Annotated in this window: 15 protein-coding genes; 12 read left to right on the top strand and 3 right to left on the bottom strand. The window is 71.4% G+C overall.

Features of this window, described 5'->3' with window-relative positions; all coding sequences use genetic code 11:
• Window positions 1-168 precede the first annotated feature (168 nt).
• The 9 genes from ACFYY1_RS37810 (at window position 169) to ACFYY1_RS37770 (ending at window position 7,103) form a co-directional block, all read left to right on the top strand.
• Window positions 169-312, top strand: coding sequence for a hypothetical protein (locus ACFYY1_RS37810; protein WP_388593881.1), 144 nt, complete (start codon window positions 169-171; stop codon window positions 310-312).
• 82 nt (window positions 313-394) lie between these two features.
• Window positions 395-823 carry a hypothetical protein gene (locus tag ACFYY1_RS37805; protein WP_388593876.1) on the top strand — a complete coding sequence of 143 codons (429 nt, stop codon included), beginning with the start codon at window positions 395-397 and terminating at the stop codon, window positions 821-823.
• Between the two features lie 180 nt (window positions 824-1,003).
• Window positions 1,004-1,858 carry a HipA family kinase gene (locus ACFYY1_RS37800; protein ID WP_388593875.1) on the top strand — a complete coding sequence of 285 codons (855 nt, stop codon included), beginning with the start codon at window positions 1,004-1,006 and terminating at the stop codon, window positions 1,856-1,858.
• The gene (locus ACFYY1_RS37795; protein ID WP_388593872.1) at window positions 1,855-2,238 is read left to right on the top strand and encodes a DUF3037 domain-containing protein; all 384 of its coding nucleotides are present in this window, start codon (window positions 1,855-1,857) and stop codon (window positions 2,236-2,238) included. Before ACFYY1_RS37800 ends, ACFYY1_RS37795 begins: the two co-directional genes overlap by 4 nt.
• Window positions 2,239-2,473: 235 nt before the next feature.
• Window positions 2,474-3,235, top strand: a complete 762-nt coding sequence (gene fabG, locus ACFYY1_RS37790) for a 3-oxoacyl-ACP reductase FabG (RefSeq protein ID WP_388593869.1) — start codon at window positions 2,474-2,476, stop codon at window positions 3,233-3,235.
• 20 nt (window positions 3,236-3,255) lie between these two features.
• Complete coding sequence (locus tag ACFYY1_RS37785) at window positions 3,256-4,011, top strand: SDR family oxidoreductase (RefSeq protein WP_388593866.1); 756 nt, start codon at window positions 3,256-3,258, stop codon at window positions 4,009-4,011.
• Window positions 4,012-4,129: 118 nt separating this feature from the next.
• A complete protein-coding gene (locus ACFYY1_RS37780) occupies window positions 4,130-5,710 on the top strand; it encodes an ABC transporter substrate-binding protein (protein WP_388593864.1) in 1,581 nt (526 codons plus the stop codon).
• An 87-nt stretch (window positions 5,711-5,797) separates the two neighbouring features.
• Window positions 5,798-6,481, top strand: coding sequence for a uracil-DNA glycosylase (locus ACFYY1_RS37775; protein WP_351265822.1), 684 nt, complete (start codon window positions 5,798-5,800; stop codon window positions 6,479-6,481).
• A gap of 136 nt (window positions 6,482-6,617) precedes the next feature.
• Window positions 6,618-7,103, top strand: coding sequence for a hypothetical protein (locus ACFYY1_RS37770; protein ID WP_388593861.1), 486 nt, complete (start codon window positions 6,618-6,620; stop codon window positions 7,101-7,103).
• Between the two features lie 51 nt (window positions 7,104-7,154).
• Here the strand turns inward: ACFYY1_RS37770 and ACFYY1_RS37765 are convergent, their stop codons facing one another.
• Window positions 7,155-7,607 carry a hypothetical protein gene (locus ACFYY1_RS37765; protein WP_388593859.1) on the bottom strand — a complete coding sequence of 151 codons (453 nt, stop codon included), beginning with the start codon at window positions 7,605-7,607 and terminating at the stop codon, window positions 7,155-7,157.
• A 156-nt stretch (window positions 7,608-7,763) separates the two neighbouring features.
• On the bottom strand, window positions 7,764-8,390 hold the full coding sequence (locus tag ACFYY1_RS37760; RefSeq protein ID WP_388593856.1) for a TetR/AcrR family transcriptional regulator: 627 nt from the start codon (window positions 8,388-8,390) through the stop codon (window positions 7,764-7,766).
• Between the two features lie 116 nt (window positions 8,391-8,506).
• Here ACFYY1_RS37760 and ACFYY1_RS37755 point away from each other — a divergent pair, with 116 nt between their 5' ends.
• From ACFYY1_RS37755 to ACFYY1_RS37745, 3 genes are all read left to right on the top strand, one after another.
• Window positions 8,507-9,727 (top strand): FAD-dependent monooxygenase, encoded by a 1,221-nt coding sequence (locus ACFYY1_RS37755; RefSeq protein ID WP_388593854.1) that lies wholly within the window; start codon window positions 8,507-8,509, stop codon window positions 9,725-9,727.
• 13 nt (window positions 9,728-9,740) lie between these two features.
• The gene (locus ACFYY1_RS37750) at window positions 9,741-10,640 is read left to right on the top strand and encodes a Gfo/Idh/MocA family protein (protein WP_388593852.1); all 900 of its coding nucleotides are present in this window, start codon (window positions 9,741-9,743) and stop codon (window positions 10,638-10,640) included.
• A 120-nt stretch (window positions 10,641-10,760) separates the two neighbouring features.
• Entirely contained in the window at window positions 10,761-11,108 is a 348-nt protein-coding gene (locus ACFYY1_RS37745) for a hypothetical protein (RefSeq protein WP_388593850.1), read from the top strand.
• Window positions 11,109-11,138: 30 nt separating this feature from the next.
• Here the strand turns inward: ACFYY1_RS37745 and lnt are convergent, their stop codons facing one another.
• Window positions 11,139-12,764 (bottom strand): apolipoprotein N-acyltransferase, encoded by a 1,626-nt coding sequence (gene lnt / locus ACFYY1_RS37740; RefSeq protein ID WP_388593848.1) that lies wholly within the window; start codon window positions 12,762-12,764, stop codon window positions 11,139-11,141.
• Between the last annotated feature and the right edge of the window lie 9 nt (window positions 12,765-12,773).

The raw sequence follows: 12,773 nt of genomic DNA, 5'->3' as shown, positions 1-12,773 counted from the left end.
GCCGACAGCGACCACCTCCTGGAGACCACCGGCCGCGAGCTGCGCAAGCTCATGAGCTGGGTCAACGACGAGGACGCGTAACACCGACGCCCCGGACGTCCGGCCCCCGGCGCGCGAAGACGCCCACGGGGACCGGGCGCCGCGCCGTGCGCCGGACAGCCCGGGCCCATGCTCACCGAGGCCACAGCGACCCGCCACGTCACGCCTCTGCGGGAGGGCGGATCGCTTCCCGGGACCGTCGAGGCCGACGACCTCGGCACCTGTGTCGCGGCCGCCGCAGCGGTGGGGTGCGGTGGCGGTGCCGGTGAATAGCGGTGATCCTGGCAGGGGATCGTGGCTGTCTTCGCACGGCCCGTGTGCGTCGGCGGCCGCGCCGAACAGGAAGGCTACGGCCATGACAGCGACGCCGAACAGGACAACGCCGGAGCCCAGGGGGTCCGGCGCGAAGGTCGACGGTGCCTCCCAGGTAGCCGGGGCCCTGCTGATGCTCAGCGGGCCGCTCAGCATTCTCGTGGGCGCGTCCGGTATCGCGGAGGACAATCTGTTCGCCGTCTCGGCCCGGTACGTGTACCGGTTCGATCTCACGGCCTGGGGCGTGATTCACCTCGTGGTCGGTGTGGCGCTCGTCGTTGCCGGGCTGGCGGTCCTGACGAACAAGAGCTGGGGTCGCGGGGCCGGCGTGGCGGCGGCGGGGATCAGCCTGATCACGCAGTTCATGTTCGTTCCGTACTACCCGGCGTGGGCCATCCCTGTCATGGCACTCGACCTCGTGATCCTTTTTGCGCTGACCAGGTTCCATGTGGGAGCCGGCGGAGACCTGTGACCCAGGTTCGACAGCGCTTCGGATCCCTTGGTATGCGGGTTGTTGTGGCCTGGTGCGCAGTGTTTCCGGTGGGATTTGAAGGTGGGGGCGAGGTGCACCGGCGGGATCCGGCCGAGGACGGCGCCAACTCCCCGGATTCTCCCGGGACAGTCAGGTGTCCTCGCCGGATAGCCTGGGGAAATGCTCACCGAAGTCACAGCGACCCGCTACGTCACGCCCCTGCGGGAGGGCGGATCGCTTCCCGGGATCGTCGAGGCCGACGACCTCGGCACCTATGTCATGAAATTCACCGGCGCCGGACAGGGACGCAAGACGCTGGTCGCGGAGGTCATCTGCGGGCAGCTCGGCCGCCGGCTCGGGCTGCGGGTCCCCGACCTCGTGCAGATCCAGCTCGACCCGGTCATCGGTCTCGCCGAGCCCGACCAGGAGGTGCAGGAGCTCCTGAAGGCCAGCGGCGGGCTCAACCTCGGCATGGACTTCCTGCCCGGCTCGATCGGCTTCGACTCCCTCGCCTACCAGGTGGACCCGCGGGAGGCCGGACGGGTCGTCTGGTTCGACGCGCTGATCAACAACGTCGACCGGTCCTGGCGCAACCCGAACATGCTGGTCTGGCACGGCGACCTGTGGCTCATCGACCACGGCGCCACCATGATCTGGCACCACAACTGGCCCGGCGCCCAGGCATCCGCCGCCAAGCCGTACAACGCCTCCGACCACGCGCTCGCCCCGTTCGCGCCCGACATCGCGGCGGCCGCCGCCGAGCTCGCGCCGCTGGTCACCGAGGAGCTCCTCACCGAGGTCGCCGCCGACGTGCCCGACGAGTGGCTGGTGGACGAGCCGGGCTTCGACTCCACCGACGAGCTGCGCCGCGCCTACGTGGAGGCGCTGCTGCCGCGCGCCGCGACCATCCACGAGCGGATCACGATGGGCGCGCCCACCGAATCCAGGCCGTCCCAGGCCCCCGGCTGGCTCACCGAACACCTCACCCCCTGGCCGCACCCCACCAAGAAGAACGACAAGGACGGCCGGCCGTGAGTGAGCGCGATGTCTTCGAGTACGCACTGCTGCGCGTCGTGCCGCGGGTGCAGCGCGGGGAGTTCTTCAACGCGGGCGTGGTCGTCTACTGCCGCGCGCGGAGCTTCGTGGCCGCCCGCACCCATCTGGACGAGACCAAGCTGAAGGCCCTGGACCCGACCGCCGATGTGATCGGTGTACGCGCCGCCCTGCATGCCGTCGAGGGAGTGTGCCGCGGCGGTACGGACGCGGGCCAGGCGGGCGCCGACGACGCCGGCCGCCGCTTCCGGTGGCTGATCGCGCCGCGCTCCACCGTCGTCCAGCCGAGCCCCGTGCACAGCGGTCTCACGGCCGACCCGGAGGCCGAGGTCGAGCGGCTGCTCGACCTGCTGGTGCGCTGACCTCCAGGGCCTCGGGCGCCGCCCCCGGCCGGCGTGCGGGCGGCGCCGCCGGGTGTGACATGCGCCCCGGCGGCCGTGGGCCGTTGACACCGGGTGCCAGGGCTTCTAGCGTCTCGTCTGCTGAAGGTACTAAGCGGTTGCTCAGCTATCGGGAAGGTTCCGCGCACACGAGGTCCCGTGCCGGGGGTGCCCCGACGTCCGCTGAGCGGCGATCCAAGGGCGAGGAGAACCAAGCATGTCCACCACCGAGCAGCGCGTCGCCGTCGTGACCGGAGCGGCGCGGGGCATTGGCGCCGCCACCGCGGTACGCCTGGCGGCCGAGGGCCGCGCCGTCGCCGTACTCGACCTCGACGAGGCGGCCTGCAAGGACACCGTCGAGAAGATCACCGCCGCCGGGGGCACCGCCCTCGCGGTCGGCTGCGATGTGTCGGACAGCGCCCAGGTGGAAGCCGCGGTCGCGCGGGTCGCCGCCGAGCTCGGTGCTCCGACGATCCTGGTCAACAACGCGGGCGTGCTCCGCGACAACCTGCTCTTCAAGATGACCGAGTCCGACTGGGACACCGTGATGAACGTGCACCTCAAGGGCGCGTTCCTGATGGCCAAGGCCGTCCAGAAGCACATGGTGGACGCCAAGTTCGGCCGGATCGTCTCGCTCTCCTCCTCCTCGGCGCTGGGCAACCGCGGCCAGGCCAACTACTCCGCCGTCAAGGCCGGCCTCCAGGGCTTCACCAAGACCCTCGCCATCGAGCTCGGCAAGTTCGGCATCACGGCCAACGCCGTCGCCCCCGGCTTCATCGTCACCGAGATGACCGCCCAGACCGCGGCCCGGGTCGGCATGGGCTTCGAGGAGTTCCAGGCCGCCGCCGCCACCCAGATCCCGGTGCAGCGGGTCGGTCGCCCCGAGGACATCGCCAACGCCATCGCCTTCTTCACGGGCGACGAGGCCGGCTTCGTCTCCGGTCAGGTCATGTACGTCGCCGGCGGACCGCTCAACTGACCCGAAGGGCTACGGACATCATGACTGTGCAGGACAGCGGGAAGGTCGCGCTCATCACGGGCGGGAGCCGGGGCATCGGCTACGGCATCGCCGAGGCGCTGGTGGCCCGCGGCGACCGGGTGTGCATCACCGGACGCGGCGAGGAAGCCCTCAAGGAGGCCGTCGAGCGGCTGGGCGCCGACCGGGCGATCGCCGTGGCGGGCAAGGCGCACGACGAGGCGCACCGGGCGGTGGCCGTCGAGCGCACCATGGAGGCGTTCGGCCGGGTCGACTTCCTGATCAACAACGCCGGTACGAATCCGGTCTTCGGGCCGATCGCGGAGCTCGACCTCGATGTCGCCCGCAAGGTCTTCGAGACCAATGTGATCTCGGCGCTCGGCTTCGCGCAGCAGACCTGGAAGGCCTGGCAGAAGGAGAACGGCGGGGCGATCGTCAACATCGCCTCGGTCGCCGGGCTCACCGCCTCGCCCTTCGTCGGCGCGTACGGCATCAGCAAGGCGGCCATGGTCAATCTGACCCTCCAGCTGGCGCACGAGTTCGCCCCGGTCGTCCGGGTCAACACCATCGCACCCGCGGTCGTGAAGACCAAGTTCGCCAAGGCGCTGTACGAGGGCCGGGAGGAGGAGGCCGCGGCCGCCTACCCGCTCGGCCGGCTGGGGATGCCACAGGACATCGGCGGTGCCGCCGCGTTCCTCACGTCCAGCCAGTCCGACTGGATCACGGGGCAGACCCTGGTGGTCGACGGAGGAATTTTCCTGAATGCGGGCGTGGGCTGAGAACAGCCTGAGCGGATTTGGCCCTGATTGACTCAAGTGCCCTGTCGGGCCCGTGGATTGACCCGGCGGGGCACTGCGGTATGGTCTGCCGACCCATGGCTGATCGAGGAGCGTTCACGTGTTCTACCGGGCCAGTCTGCAGGCCGCTGCAGCCCTTGCTTCCCTTTCTCTGCTGGCCGGCTGCGGACTTCTTTCCGACAGCGGTTCGGAAGTCGAGCAGAAGATAATCGTCGGTACGACCAGTGAGCCATCCACCCTCGATCCGGCGGCGGCGTGGGACAACTCCTGGGAGCTGATGCGAAATGTCTTCCAGACCCTGATGAGCTACCCCAGCGGCAGCACGAAGCCCGAGCCCGATGCCGCGGAATGGTGCAAGTTCACCGACACCACCAGCACCTCCTACCGGTGCAAGCTCCGCGCGGGCCTGAAATTCTCCAATGGGGACAAGCTCGACGCCGAGGCGGTGAAGTATTCCCTCGACCGGATCACGGCGCTCAAGGTCAAGGGCGGCCCGGTCGGCATGCTCGGCTCGCTCGACCGGATCGAGACCAAGGGGGACGACATTGTCGTCTTCCACCTCACCAAGCCGGATGCCACCTTCCCCTTCATTCTCACCACGCCCGCGATGTCGTTGGTGGCGCCCAGCGCCTATTCCGAGCACAAGCTCCGCAGCGATGGAAAGGTCACCGGTTCCGGGCCGTACCTGCTTGATTCGTACAAGCCGGGGCAGCGTGCCGAACTGGTGAAGAACCCGGACTACAAGGGCTACGCCAACCGCAAGAACGACGCCGTGACCATTCGGTACTTCAAGGATTCCGCGCCCGTGGTCGCGGCGCTGCGGAAGAAGGAGATCGACGCGATCTACCGGGGTCTGACCGCCGAGGAGGTCGTCAGCCTGGAGGAGAACAAGGACAAGGCGAGCAATCTGCAGATCGTCGAGACGGTCGGCGCGGACATCCGCTTCCTGGTCTTCAACCCGAAGGACCCGGCGGCGGGGAACGTGGCCGTACGGCGGGCCATCGCCCAGCTCGTCGACCGCGACGCCCTCGTGGCCAAGGTCTACCAGGGCACGGCCGAACCGCTGTACTCCATGGTCCCCAAGGGCATAGCCGGGCACACCACCAGCTTCTTCGACGCCTATGGCGACCCGGACCAGGGCAAGGCGAAGCAGATCCTGACCAAGGCGGGCATCACCAAGCCGGTCGAGCTGACGCTCTGGTTCACCACCGACCGGTACGGCTCCTCCACCGCCCCCGAGTTCGACGAGCTGAAGCGGCAGCTGGAGAGCTCCGGCCTCTTCAGGATCACGCTGAAGAGCAAGCCCTGGAAGACGTTCCAGGAGGGCTTCACCAAGGGTGAGTACCCCGTCTTCGGCCGTGGCTGGTTCCCGGACTTCCCGGACCCGGACAGCTTCATCGCCCCGTTCCTCGGCAAGGACAGCATCACCGGGATGCCGTACATGAAGAACGAGATCACCAAGGACCTGCTGCCGCAGACCCGCAAGGAGAGCGACCGGGGCGCGGTCAGCAAGCAGTTCGAACAGGTGCAGAAGATCCTGGTCGACGACGTGCGGATCCTGCCGCTGTGGCAGGGCAAGCTGTACGTCGCCTCGGGCGAGGACATCGGCGGTGGCGAGCGCGCCCTGGACCCGCAGACGGTCATGCAGATGTGGGAGCTGTACCGCAAGGCCAGCTGGTAGGCCGGAGCCGGACCGGCAGGTCGCGTTGTCAGTGGCCCCCGGTAGGTTCTCGGTCGAAGAGCTGATTGCTTACCGGAGGTTGTTCAAGTGACCGACACCGACCTGCTGCCCGAGTCCTGGCGCGGCGTCCTCGGCGAAGAGCTGCAGAAGCCGTACTTCAAGGAGCTCACCGAGTTCGTCGAGGAGGAGCGGGCCAAGGGACCGGTCTACCCGCCGCGCGACCAGGTGTTCGCCGCGCTGGAGGCCACGCCCTACGACAAGGTGAAGGTCCTCGTCCTCGGCCAGGACCCGTACCACGGGGAGGGCCAGGGGCACGGCCTGTGCTTCTCCGTGCGGCCGGGTGTGAAGACGCCGCCGTCCCTGCGGAACATCTACAAGGAGATGAAGGAGGAGCTCGGCCTGCCGGTCCCGGACAACGGGTATCTGATGCCGTGGGCCGAGCAGGGTGTGCTCCTGCTCAACGCCGTGCTGACGGTCCGCGCGGGCGAGGCCAACTCGCACAAGGGCAAGGGCTGGGAGAAGTTCACCGACGCCGTGATCCGCGCCGTCGCCTCGCGGCCCGACCCGGCGGTCTTCGTGCTCTGGGGCAACTACGCCCAGAAGAAGCTCCCGCTGATCGATGAGGAGCGCCATGCGGTGGTGAAGGGGGCGCACCCCTCGCCGCTGTCGGCCAAGAAGTTCTTCGGCTCCAGCCCGTTCCGGCAGATCAACGCGGCGGTGGCCGCGCAGGGCCACGAGGCGATCGACTGGCGCATCCCCGACCTGGGCTGACGGGCGGATTCGCCCCGGCCGGCGGCGGGTGTCCGACGACCGGCCGGGGACGCCCGCCCGAGCCTCAGCGGGATTCGGTGCCGCTGCGGCTAGCGTCGAACGCGGAACGGGGGGACGAGCACGCAGGGAGGTCGCAGTGACGGAGCAGCGGGAGGCGTCCAAGGACGCCGTCATGACCAGGATCGGCCAGGCGATCATGCTGCTGCACGCCGGCGACCGGGCGGAGGCCCGCAATCGTTTCGGCGCGCTCTGGTCGGAGATCGGCGAGGACGGTGACGCCCTGCACCGGTGCACCCTCGCCCACTACATGGCCGACACCCAGGACGACCCCGGTGACGAACTGGCCTGGGACCTGCGGGCGTTGACCGCCGCCGGGGCGCTGACCGACGAGCGCGCGGCGCAGCACCCCGACGCGCCGGCGGTGCGGGCGTTCTACCCCTCGCTCCACCTCAACCTCGCGGCGGACTATCTGAAGCTCCGGCACCCCGACGCGGCGCGGATCCATCTGGACCGGGCGCGCGCCGCCTCCGGGGTGCTCGCGGACGACGGGGCGGACGACGGGTACGGGGGAGGGGTGCGCGCGGCGATCGCGCGACTGGAGCTGAGGCTGCGCGAGCTGTGAGGGTGGCCCGTCCACGGCGGACGGGCCACCTCTTGGTCCTCCCCTCCGGGCTCAGTGGCCGTAGGTGTCGTCGCAGATCCGGGACTGGGGGCTGCCGGCGGGCCAGCGCCCGTACCCCCGCCCCAGTGCGCAGACGTCCGTCCCGGCGACCGGGGCGGGCAGGGCCGGGGCGGGTACGGTCGCGGCGGGCGGGACCCCGTGCGGCCGGGGCGGCCTGGCGGCCGGGCGCCACTGCTGCCGGGGTGCGCGGGGCACGGAGCGGCGGGCGGCCGGCGGTTCCACGTGAGCGGGACGGGACGCGGAGGCGGACGGCTCGGGGCTCGGCACGGCCTCCAGGGAGTCGTGGATCGGCGGCAGCACGATCTGCGGCGCCAGGTCCTGGGCCGGACCACTGGCCCGGGGCCGGGGCGGAACGTCGGGGTGCGGCTGCACGGACACGCAGCCGGACAGCGCCGTGACGGCGACGCCCATCAGGAGGCTCACGGTGATTCTGGTTCGTTGCACCCGATCAACTCTGCTGTGCGGGACGGGCTCCGAGGGAACCGGGCGGCCGGGATTGGCCCGCAAGAGTGACAACCGCGGGTGAGTGAGGCGGCCGTGGTGACGCCATCGCTGTGGTGACGCCGGCCGTGGCGATCCGGTCGGCGCGGCACCCGTGGCTCAGTGCGGCGCCCGTCGCGGGCCCAGCATCCCGCCGAGCAGTTCGGTGAAGCCCGTGCGCAGCTCCTCCTCGCTCGGTACGGAGCGGTGGTACGACCCCGCGGCGCACGAGAACATCAGCCCCTCGCACCAGGCCACCAGGGAGAGCGCGTGCCGTTCGGGCTCGGCGGATCCGGCGGCCGTCATCAGCGCCGTCAGCGGTTCGCGGAACTGGCGGCCGGTCGCGTCGAAGAACTCCCGCAGTTCCGGGCGCCGGGTCGCCTCCAGGGCCAGTTCGTAGCGGCAGACGAGCAGTTCGGGATGGCGGGTGAGGTAGCGGTGCAGCGCCCGCGCGAGACCGGCGACCAGTTCCCGCGTCCCGGCGATCCGATCCCGCGTCCCGGCGACCGGATCCGGCAGTTCGGCGGGGGCGAGCACCCGCGCCTCGCGTTCTGCCAGCCGTCGCACCGCCGCCTCCAGCAGGGACTGCCGGGTCCGCGCGTAGTTGGACGTCGAACCCTGGGGGAGTCCGGCGCGCTCGTCCACCGCGCGGTGCGTCAGCCCGCGCATCCCGCGTTCGGCGAGGAGTGCGAGGGCGGTGTCGGCGATGAGGTCGGCCCGGGAGGTGCCGGTCGTGCGTGTGGCCATGGGGCCAACCTACCGCTGGCACTACACCCGTAGTACGGTGAATCCGTCACTACAGGTGTAGTCCCGCCGTTCCGGAATTCCGGTGCGACAGGGATGCGCGGATTGCTGGAGGAGCCATGGACAAACCCCATGCCGTCGTCATCGGCAGCGGAATCGGCGGCCTCACTGCGGCGGTGGCCCTGCACGGCCGCGGCTGGCGGGTCACCGTTCTGGAGCGCGCTGCCTCCCTGGAACCCGTCGGGGCCGGCATCTCGCTGGCCCCCAACTCCCAGCGGGCCCTGGACGTCATCGGCATGGGCGACGAGATCAGGGCCCTCGCCGCCTGGCAGGGCGAAGGGGGCATGCGTGCCCCGGGCGGCCGCTGGCTCTCCCGTACGGACAGCGCCGCGGCGACCGAGCGGTTCGGCGGCTCGATCGTCCTGCTGCACCGCGCCACCCTCGTCGACCGCCTCGTGGCCCGGCTGCCCGGCGGCACCGTCCGCACCGGTGCCGAGGCGGAGCTGCTGGACCCGGGGACGGCGGACGGCGCGCCCGCCGTGGTCGGGACGGCGGCCGGGAGGATCGAGGCCGACCTCGTCATCGGCGCCGACGGCATCGACTCGGCCGTACGGCGGGCCCTCTTCCCGGGCCACCCCGGACCCTCGTACGCCGGATTCACCACCTGGCGCATCGTCGTACCCGCGTCCGGGCGGCCCTTCTCCCCGCATGAGACCTGGGGGCGCGGCGCACTCTGGGGCACCCAGCCGCTCAAGGACGGCAGGGTCTACGCCTACGGGGCCGCCGTCGCCCCGGCCGGTGGGCACGCCGCCGACGGCGAGAAGGCGGAGCTGATGCGCCGGTTCGGCGGCTGGCACGACCCGATCCCGGAGATGATCGCCGCCGCCGACCCCGGCCAGGTGCTCCGCAACGACGTCCACCACCTGATCGACCCCCTGCCGGCCTTCCACCGGGGGCGCACCGTCCTCGTCGGCGACTGCGCGCACGCGATGTCGCCGAGCCTCGGCCAGGGCGGCAACCAGGCCATCGAGGACGCGATCGTGCTCGCCCACCACCTGACGCCGGGCGGTGACCTCGGCGCGGGAGCGGCGGCGTACACCGCCGACCGGTTGCCCCGGACCTCGGCCATCGTCCGCAAGTCCGCCCGGACCGCGCGTCTGATGCGGCTGACCAGCGCCCCCGCTGTCGCGACGCGTGACGCGCTGCTCTCCGTCGTCTCGCGGTTCGGGCCCGCCCTCGTCCTGCGCACCTTCGACGGGATAGCCGACTGGCGGCCGCCGCAGCACACGTATGCTGCCCCTCGCGAGGCGGACACCGCGACGGTGGACGCCGAACAGTGAGAGGGAGACCCCTGTGAAGGTCGGCTGCATCGGGCTCGGCGACATCGCGCAGAAGGCGTATTTGCCGGTTCTGACCGCCCTGCCCGGCGTCGAACTGCATCTGCAGACCCGTACGCCCGCCACCCTGGCCGCGGTCGCCGAGACCCACCGCATCCCGGCCGGGCAGCGCCACACCGACCTCGAATCGCTGATCGCCCAGGGGCTGGACGCCGCGTTCGTCCACGCCCCGACGGCCGTGCATCCGCAGATCGTGGCCCGGCTGCTGGAGGCCGGCGTCGCCACCTACGTCGACAAGCCGCTGGCCTACGGATTCGCCGAATCCCAGCGGCTGGTGACCCTCGCCGAGGAGCGCGGAACGAGCCTCGCCGTCGGCTTCAACCGCAGGACCGCACCCGGCTACGCGCAGTGCGCCGAGCACCCGCGCGAGCTGATCCTCATGCAGAAGAACCGGGTGGGCCTGCCGGAGGACCCGCGCACCATGGTGCTCGACGACTTCATCCATGTCGTCGACACCCTCCGCTTCCTGGTGCCCGGACCGGTCGAGCACACCGCCGTGCAGGCCCGGATCCGCGACGGCCTGATGCACCATGTGGTGCTCCAGCTGTCCGGCGACGGCTTCACCGCCATCGGCACGATGAACCGGCTCAGCGGCTCGGCCGAGGAACGGCTGGAGGTGTCCGGTCAGGACACCAAGCGCGAGGTCGTCAACCTCGCCGAGGTGATCGATCACAAGGGGCAGCCGAGCGTCCGGCGGCGCGGCGACTGGGTGTCGGTGGCCCGACAGCGCGGCATCGAGCAGAGCGTGCTGTCGTTCCTGGACGCCGTCCGCGCCGGCAAGGTCCTGAGCGCCGCGGACGCCCTGCGGACCCACGAACTCTGCGAGCGCATCCTGCGCGACCTGGACTGCGCCTGAGGGCTGTCCCGGCGACCGGTCCCGGTCGCCCGTATCGGCGGCCGGGAAGCCTCCGGATGCGTCGGGTCCCGCCCCGATGCAGGCTGGGGTGATGGGCCACCGGCCCGTGGAGGTGACCTCGTGAGACCTCACGACGAGCCAAAGGGCTGGGGCGCGCTTCAGCCGCCGCCGGGTTACTACTCGGCCGACGGGCGGCCCCCCGACGAAATGCAGCGCGGTCTGATCCTCGACTGGGCGGTCAACCAGCGGGTCGCGAGCGGCTGGCGGGTGGAATCCCGCTCCGGGACACAGGTCGTCATGGTCCGGGGACACCGGCTGAACCATGTGTTGCACGCCATCCTGATGGTGTTCACCTGCTTCCTCTGGGGCGCCGTGTGGCTGGCGCTGGCCGTGACCAACAAGGTCGAGCGGGTCTCGCTCACCGTCGACGCCCAGGGCAACATCGTCTCGGTGAACGGCCCCCGATAGCCCGAAGCCCAGGATCCGGCAGTCCAGCCCTCACGGCTCCGGGCGCACGGTCGGCCCGCCGCCCGCGGCAGCCGACTCGCCCCGCACCCCGGCCGGCCCGACCCGGTCGCGCCGCACGAGGGACCGGGCCGCTCCGAAGGCGCAGTACAGGGCCAGTACCGCCGCCGCCCCCTGCACCGGCCAGTCGCCCAGCCGCACATAGAGCGTGGTGCCCTTCGCCAGCGGTACGTCGTACACGGCGGCCCCACTCGTCTCCGTACCGAGCGGCGCCCCGATCCGCGCGCCCCGCGGCCCGTACACCGTGCTGACGCCGGTGAGCGTGGCGTGCACCATCGGACGGCCGTTCTCGGCGGCCCGCAGCGCCCCGAGCGAGGCATGCTGCTCGGGTGCCCAGGTGTGCTGGAACGTGGAGGTGGACGACTGGGCGACCAGCACCTGCGCACCGTCCCGGGTGAGCCGGCGGCTCATGTCGGGGAACGCGGTTTCGAAGCAGACCAGCGGCCCGATGCGCAGTCCCTTGCCACCATCGGCCCCGGGCAGCGTCATGATCACCTGCCGGGTGCCCCGCAAACGGTCCTCGCCCGCCGCCCGGCCCAGGGACGTGACCCATCCGAGCACCGACCGGGCCGGGATGTACTCCCCGAACGGCACCAGCCGCATCTTGTCGTAGCGCTCCCCGGTCAGCCCGTTCGGACCCACCAGCACCGCCGACTTGAAGATCCCCGTCCGGCCCGGCCCGCCTGCCTGCCGGGCGTCCATATTGACCAGCACATCCGCGCCCACCCTGCGCGACAGGGCGGCGATCCGGGCGGTGACGTCCGGGTGCCGGTCGAGATCCACCCCCACACTGCTCTCGCCCCACACCACCAGGTCGAGATCGCGCCCGGCCAGCGAACCGGTCAGCCGCTCACTGACGGCGAGCCGGCGCTCGACGCTGTGCGCCCCGGCGACCACACCCGGCTGTACGACGGCGATCCGCGCCACCCCCGACTCCTCGGGCTGCGGCGCCCACCGTGCCATCGCCCCCACGGCCAGTGCGCACACCACGACGCCCACCACGGCCACCGCACGGGCGGCGGCGGTCACGAAGAGCAGGGCGACGGCGGTGTTCACCGCCACCACCATGAGGCTCACCAGCCACACCCCGCCCACCGACGCCACCCGGAGCGCGGGAGCCACTTCCCACTGGCTGGCGCCGAGCAGACCCCAGGGACCGCCGAGCGCATCCCAGGAGCGGGCCAGTTCGATCATCAGCCAGCCGCAGGGCACCACGACGACCGCCAGGGCGGCGGCCGTGGCGGACACCCGCCCGCCCAGCATGCGGAAGACCAGCAGCCCCCACGGGGCCCAGAGCAGACCGAGCAGGGCCGCCAGGACCAGGATGAAGACATGGAGGCTGGGCATCAGCCAGTGGTGCACCGCCAGCATGTAGCCGGTGCCGCCGAGCCAGCCCTCCAGCGCCGCCCGGCGCCCCGTGCCGGCGGTCCGGATCAGGAGCAGCCACGGAACCAGGCAGACCCAGGCGAGCCACCACAGGGAAGGCGCGGGAAACGCGAGCGCGGGCAGCGCGCCCGCGAGCACCGCCAGGCAGCCGCGCCACCGGCCGGACCGCGGCATCCGCGACCACTGACCGCCCCGACCGGCCGGAATCCGCATGCCGCGCCT

Origin of the sequence: Streptomyces sp. NPDC001890, assembly GCF_042891445.1 — a bacterium.
Classification (GTDB): Bacteria; Actinomycetota; Actinomycetes; order Streptomycetales; family Streptomycetaceae; genus Streptomyces.
The sequence above is the reverse complement of the archived record's forward strand: the minus strand, read 5'-3'. Positions and strand labels throughout refer to the sequence as shown.

Bases quoted from the DNA above. Each gene is read 5' to 3' on its own strand.
- ACFYY1_RS37810 (WP_388593881.1), top strand. From the start codon at position 169: ATGCTCACCGAGGCCACAGCGACCCGCCACGTCACGCCTCTGCGGGAG.
- ACFYY1_RS37805 (WP_388593876.1), top strand. From the start codon at position 395: ATGACAGCGACGCCGAACAGGACAACGCCGGAGCCCAGGGGGTCCGGC.
- ACFYY1_RS37800 (WP_388593875.1), top strand. From the start codon at position 1,004: ATGCTCACCGAAGTCACAGCGACCCGCTACGTCACGCCCCTGCGGGAG.
- fabG (WP_388593869.1), top strand. From the start codon at position 2,474: ATGTCCACCACCGAGCAGCGCGTCGCCGTCGTGACCGGAGCGGCGCGG.
- ACFYY1_RS37785 (WP_388593866.1), top strand. From the start codon at position 3,256: ATGACTGTGCAGGACAGCGGGAAGGTCGCGCTCATCACGGGCGGGAGC.
- ACFYY1_RS37760 (WP_388593856.1), bottom strand. From the start codon at position 8,390: ATGGCCACACGCACGACCGGCACCTCCCGGGCCGACCTCATCGCCGAC.
- ACFYY1_RS37755 (WP_388593854.1), top strand. From the start codon at position 8,507: ATGGACAAACCCCATGCCGTCGTCATCGGCAGCGGAATCGGCGGCCTC.
- lnt (WP_388593848.1), bottom strand. From the start codon at position 12,764: ATGCGGATTCCGGCCGGTCGGGGCGGTCAGTGGTCGCGGATGCCGCGG.